Origin of the sequence: Bacillus sp. FSL K6-6038 (assembly GCF_038050455.1) — a bacterium.
Classification (GTDB): domain Bacteria; phylum Bacillota; class Bacilli; order Bacillales; family Bacillaceae_G; genus Bacillus_A; species Bacillus_A pseudomycoides.
Genome location: NZ_JBBOUH010000002.1, coordinates 208,148 through 214,516 on the forward strand (window position 1 = coordinate 208,148; position 6,369 = coordinate 214,516).

Annotated in this window: 3 protein-coding genes; 2 read left to right on the forward strand and 1 reads right to left on the reverse strand. The window is 31.7% G+C overall.

Going from position 1 to position 6,369, the window contains the following annotated elements; all coding sequences use genetic code 11:
• Positions 1–20: 20 nt before the first annotated feature.
• Positions 21–1,745, reverse strand: coding sequence for a helix-turn-helix domain-containing protein (locus tag NSQ40_RS28685; RefSeq protein WP_003203317.1), 1,725 nt, complete (start codon positions 1,743–1,745; stop codon positions 21–23).
• 1,102 nt (positions 1,746–2,847) lie between these two features.
• Here NSQ40_RS28685 and NSQ40_RS28690 point away from each other — a divergent pair.
• Together NSQ40_RS28690 and NSQ40_RS28700 are read left to right on the forward strand one after the other, a co-directional pair.
• On the forward strand, positions 2,848–4,548 hold the full coding sequence (locus NSQ40_RS28690; RefSeq protein ID WP_033796668.1) for a hypothetical protein: 1,701 nt from the start codon (positions 2,848–2,850) through the stop codon (positions 4,546–4,548).
• Positions 4,549–5,618: 1,070 nt separating this feature from the next.
• Entirely contained in the window at positions 5,619–6,326 is a 708-nt protein-coding gene (locus tag NSQ40_RS28700; RefSeq protein WP_098785915.1) for an IS6 family transposase, read from the forward strand.
• Positions 6,327–6,369: the final 43 nt, after the last annotated feature.

Consider the following 6,369-nt stretch of genomic DNA (forward strand, 5'->3'; position numbering starts at 1 on the left):
TATAAATATATATTTGACGATTACATCTTTTCTAATATCATTTGTCTCTCATACCACTTTGACATTTTTTCAACTGCATTAGCTGATAAACGCTTGGTTTGTCTATTGCAAAATCTAGATAACGTAGGTGCCGATATTTTTATTTCTTTTGCAAGCTCTCGTATACTTATATTATCAATATTGTGTCGCTCTAGTATTTTTTCTCGAACAACTTCTTCATCAAAAATGTCAGGTTCTTTACTAACTGTGCTTTGTGGCATATCAATAATATCTTTAGTCTTTTCACTATATTCTATTGTTGTTTCATTATTATTCTCTATTTCTAATGTTTTTTTCTTTGGTAAATTGTACATAGACTTAATTAATTCTTCTGGCGGAAGAATAGTAATATTTAAATCGATCCAATAATCTTTGAACCAATTTTTCTTATTTACACGTTCTTCATCTAATGTACTTGAATACTCCCACTTAGAGATCACATTCTCTCTCTCTAAATCAGTAAGAACATTCTCTAAGTGTTCTCGAATGCGACTTGGTTTCCATGTAAGTGGAATTGCCATGACAGCTAATAATCCTTTATCGCCTCCAATGGAGTATGGGCGCTTTAAAGTAGAATATATTTGCCTAATTCTCCATTGCCATGTTAAATAACGAATTAAGCGTTTATGATATTTATGTCGATAACTATTATATTCAAGTGCCTTTTTAGATAATAAAGCTGTAGTATTATTTGAACCATATAAATAACTTGATAAAAAGCTTCCAGGTTTAATTCGGCAGGATTCAATACCCATATATTCATTTGTTGTATTATGTCTCCATAATACAACTGAATCTAAAACAAATAACCTTTTAATTACTTCCCTTTTTACTTTATATTCCTCATCATTTTCATTTTCATCATTTAAAACAACTACTTCGTTATCATCATTTAAATATATAAAAATGCTCGCTAAAGCAGCAATCCTCTTAGCAACCTTAATTTTATCTTCAGGTCTATAATATTCTCCCTTACTTACTTTCTTTTTAGGTACATTACACATATCCAACACTTGCTCATATGAAAATTCGATGAACTCGTCCGGTGACTGCGCTTGAGCTAGCCATTGTATAGTAATTGAATCTAATACATCCGCTGTAAGATCATCCATATTACTCATTACATCATTAACTAAAGTGTTCCACCGGGACGCTTCATCATCTTTAATTAGCTTCAAATCCTCATCCCTATGCGAAGAAAGCTGAGCTATCGCATTACTTTCTTTCGTTTCAATCGGATAAGATTTGACACCCATATTTGAATCCTCTTCAAAATGATTCTTGGAGATCCCATCACGTAATTTAAAGTAAATTGCGGAATTATTAACCTCAAAATAATCTTTATCATCTGTTTCATCTTTGTTTTCTTCTGCCTGAATTACTGTTTCATCACTTAATTTTGGCTTGTTATCATTTTTAAACTCTTCTGTTAAAAGATGTTCAATTTCTGAATGGATTTCGTTCTTATAGTGATTCAACTTAATAGCAATTTGTAGTGAAGTTACTCCATTTTCATTCTTTTTACTAAGCCACGATACTAATGCTGAAAAAGATGGTGAAACATATTGTGAAGTTACAACCTTACTACTATCTTTTTCTACGTCTGCACTAAAAGAAGTCCATTTCTCCCAAATTGCTTTGTTATTTCCATATAAAGGTTCGGATATTAACAAAGCATCAGTAAACAATTGTGCTAATTTCTCCACGCTGTCACTCCCTCCTTTTGTACATTCCTTTCAAACAACCCAATATTTAGCGAATTATATATAAATCATTATTATTTTCCGGTTCTGTTATGTTCAAAAAAATAATGAAACACTTTTGTCTTGTTTGTACAAGTGAAATAACATTTATTATACATTACCAACCAATATACCATCAATTAATCTAACGAATTAATAACTGAAACACTTTTGGACATATTGTTAACCTTTTTTATAAATATGAAACACACTTTTTCCCTTATCAATTCTCTACCATACTCTTATATAAGCTTTTACATGAATAACACGTATATAATGAGCTAGATTCATTCATATCTATTTGAAACAAATAATTGAAACATCTTTGTCATATCCTTGACCTAAAATTCAAAAGATGAAACATTAGTTAATTTTTCTTATTTCGATTATATATTTTCAAATTTTTTTTACCATCCCATAAACTCATATATATCAACTGTTTTCCCATCTATGTACAAAACGGATCCTATATCATCCTGAAATATTTTTGCCATATCCTTGACCTTATCAAATATAAAAAACACGCATAAGCCCTTAAATATCAACGGTTTTTGCGTGTTCCTTTCTTTTTTCTCCTACATATAAAACATGAAACACTTTTGCCATATCCTTGACCTTGTAAATTTTAAAACATGAAACGGTTTTTGCCATATCCTTGACCTAATATCCTTTTCAATTCTCTTATAACTCTTCATACCACTACATTCAATGGATATTCCCATAATAAATGACTTATATATGAACATGAAACACTTTTGCCATATCCTTGACGTAAAAACATGAAACATCTTCATTTACCCCTTATATATCAACGTTTTTATACTGTTTCACTAATAATTTGACACATCTAAAACATGAAACAGTTTTTGCCATATCCTTGACACAAAAAAAAATGAAGAAAATCCTGTATCCCTTGTCACAACTGGTTTTATGTCGTGTTTCATATTCTCAAAATTCCCCTTAAAGGAGCACCTTTCAGCAATTTTCGATTTGTTATAATCAAAATTGGTATATTTTATAGTATCCTGGCATATATTTCTGAGTTTACAGGTAGGAGGTGAAAAAGATGGGAAAATCATTTATTATTCATAACCAACGTGGTCTAAATGGACAATCTACAAATGCAGTATTAGTAACACTGAAGTCTTGGCAAAAACTTGTTGAAACTTTCGAAGAGAAATACTACAGCTATAAAGATACATACCTTGAAGATCTACTGGATCAAATGACATATGAAGAACGTGTTGCAGATGTAGATGGCTTTGTAGAACAAGCGAAACCATCTTTTTCACGTCGTACCCTGTCTGCTGTTTCTGAAACTATGGGAAGGAAACATAAATTATATGGTATTACAAACGCAGATTTAGAGGTCTTCTTATACCTACACAAGAAATGTTACACAAATGGGGTTATTCCAAATGTAACAGTACATATGATGTGGGAAGATTACAAGCAATATAAAGAAGAGTTTGCTTACATACAGCATTCTCAATTCTATATTGCATTAAAAAAGCTAAGTCTACATAAAATTGTCACGATTGAAAAGGAATTAGATGGCCGATATACCATTAAACTAACTCATTTTATGAATGAAGAAACTGAAAAGGCAAACCCTTATGTTTATATTAGTCCAGTGGTATTTACAAAAGCTTTCTTTGAGCTGTCAGTTGCGGCTAAGAAACTATTCTTGGACATTGCTATGCAACAGCACAGCGAAACGACTCTAAAACGTTCCTTAGATAAACAAGATGAAAGAGGAAATACAACTCATTTTGGAGGGATGTACCGCTTTTTACATAAGAAATACCCACATCAAATCCGTGCGGTTATGACAGAATTAACAACTGCATTACCATGTACAGGGACTCCCCTATTCAAAATTTGCAAATTACAAAAAGGGGTTAAAAATAAAAAAAGATATACGACGTTATATCTATCCTTACATACAGATTTCTTATGTACAAAAGAAGCTGGAGAAGTACAGTATCGCGATCCATTCACGCCAAAGGTTACGTATGCACGAAAAGCTCGTTTTATTGAATCTGTGCTACAAGATATGAATATTGGTGAATTTACAAAAGACATGAATAAATTTATTCATGTACTTAAATATACATGCCACCGACAAATTCGTAGTGTAATTTATAGCTTACGTGACATGATAGATCGTAATGAGGAATATCCAAGTAAGTTAGTATATACACTGAAGAAACTATTAAACCAAACGTCACAATATCAAATTCTTGATACGGCGGCTAAGGAAGGTATCTATCCTCTTATTACACAACATGTACCTAAAGAGCAAAAAGAACAAGCTGTATTTGATTTCGGATTACATTTCTCTATGTACTCACTTCGAAACATCAAAAAGTTGTTCCGTAAAACGTATGAATTACTAAAATACAAATTTGCTGTACCTGTTACAGAGGAATCGTATCACCGCAACTATCTAAAGTATCAAGAAGAAACGTTGTTTAGAAAGTACGCCTATGAACAAGGTACAAATCTAAATGCTTATATGGCTTTAGAAATTGAAATACGTGAGCTTTTAAAAGCAAGAGGACATAAAGAGCGCTTTATTCCTAGTGATGTTCGCGAATTGTTTATTGAAAAGATAGATAGATTACCTAAAGAAACGCTTCGTGTTATTGAAGTACCAGATGACTTCAATTTGATTACATTTATGCGTGCCTTTGAAAAGTTAATACGCACTGGTATTCAAGTAACAACAGCTGAACAAGTACTTGAAGTAATAGAAACCAATTAAAAATACTTCGCTCTCTATTTTTGAAAGAATTAAAAGTAGAGGGCTATTCGTGTTTGTTCCGTTATTTGAAAGCCTTGCACTGATTCCTTATAACAACCAAATTTCGTCGATTCTATTAATAATAGAGTCTTTTTTTATGCACTCCTATACAACAACTGCACTGTAACTGACTAAATTTCCACACATACTTTCATATAAACACGTTATGAGCTGCCTTAATGCATTCAAATACCTACAAATAATCGCAAGAAAAAATTAAAATTTTGTGTATAAGTAGATAAATATAGTCGAATGTGAATAACATAATACAATAATCACTGATATAAAGGTATTCTAGTAACTTATCTATCAAAAATCATCAATATGTGTGTGAATAATTTGATAAATTCGGATTATGTTAATTATTTAGCACCTAATGTGAATGGTTTGTGGGTAAATAAAATAAAATTGTGGAAATGCAGTGGATTAATACAGAATTAAGCGCATGAATAAATATGTTTAACAATGTATTTATTTGTTTCATTTTTTATGTAGAAATATATGTTTTGTTTATGATTATTTGTAGTTTCTATATCAATATTATGCCTACTTTTCCGTTGTTAAATACTACTATTTTTGATTTTTTACGCTATAGCATCTTCAGAATCCTTGTGACAGTAAGAGCAACCTCCTATTTACTTGTCCTATATAAGTTTTATCTTTATATTTTAAATATATATAAGATATGTATTTATATTAGATTTTATTACAGAATTAGTTTGTTACTTGGGATAAGTTAAGCTATATATGCATAGCTCAGGAAATTATTAACTTTAATGATTTAACAGGGAAATATTAACGTTAAGTGGAATTGACGTTAGAATAAAAAATTTTGTCATTCTTTCTGATGGAACAACATTCAACAACCCTAGATTCTTCCGTATATTAGAAGAAAAATTAACAAAAACACAGCGTATTCTTTTCAGAAGAACAAAACTCGGTTCTGGTGCGAAAACTTCAAGATAATTGAAAGTAATCTCTAAATCTTGGACATACTGATACTATTACTCTAAAAAAGGTACGTGATCAGTATGGAAAAGCGAAATTTATTCAAGTGGAAGCATTATCATCATGATATTATTTTGCAAACAGTAAGATGGTACCTACGGTACAACTTGAGCTTTCGTGATTTGGTGGAAATGATGGAGGAACGGGGCTTATCCGTTGCTCATACAACGATTATGCGTTGGGTTCATCAGTATGGTCCTGAATTAGACAAAAAAATCGGTCGTCATCTCAAGCAAACCAATGACTCTTGGAGAGTCGATGAAACATATATCAAAGTAAAAAGTCAATGGATGTACCTGTATCGTACTGTCGATTCGAAAGGAAATACCATCGATTTTTACCTAAGCAAAGCAAGAAACCACAAGGCTGCAGAGCGATTCTTCAAGAAATCTTTGCAGTCTTTTCATATTTCTGAGTCTCGTGTAGTGACAGTCGATAAGAATCCAACTTATCCTATAGCAGTTGAAGAATTAAGAAAAGAAAAAAAGATGCCATTAGGCATCCAACTAAGGCAAGTGAAATATCTCAATAACATAGTGGAACAGGATCATCGATTCATTAAGAGGCGAGTCCTTCCTATGTTAGGATTCAAGTCTTTTTGCACAGCTACATCTATTCTTGCAGGAGTAGAAGCCATGCATATGGTAAAAAAAGGGCAACTTGTTTTACTGGACAAGTCTGTCCAAAATCAAGTGAAGTTCATCCATCAACTATTTGGAATTGCTGCTTAAGACTAGATTCCACTAGGAAACTTTTCGCCTCTTTATATCTTTC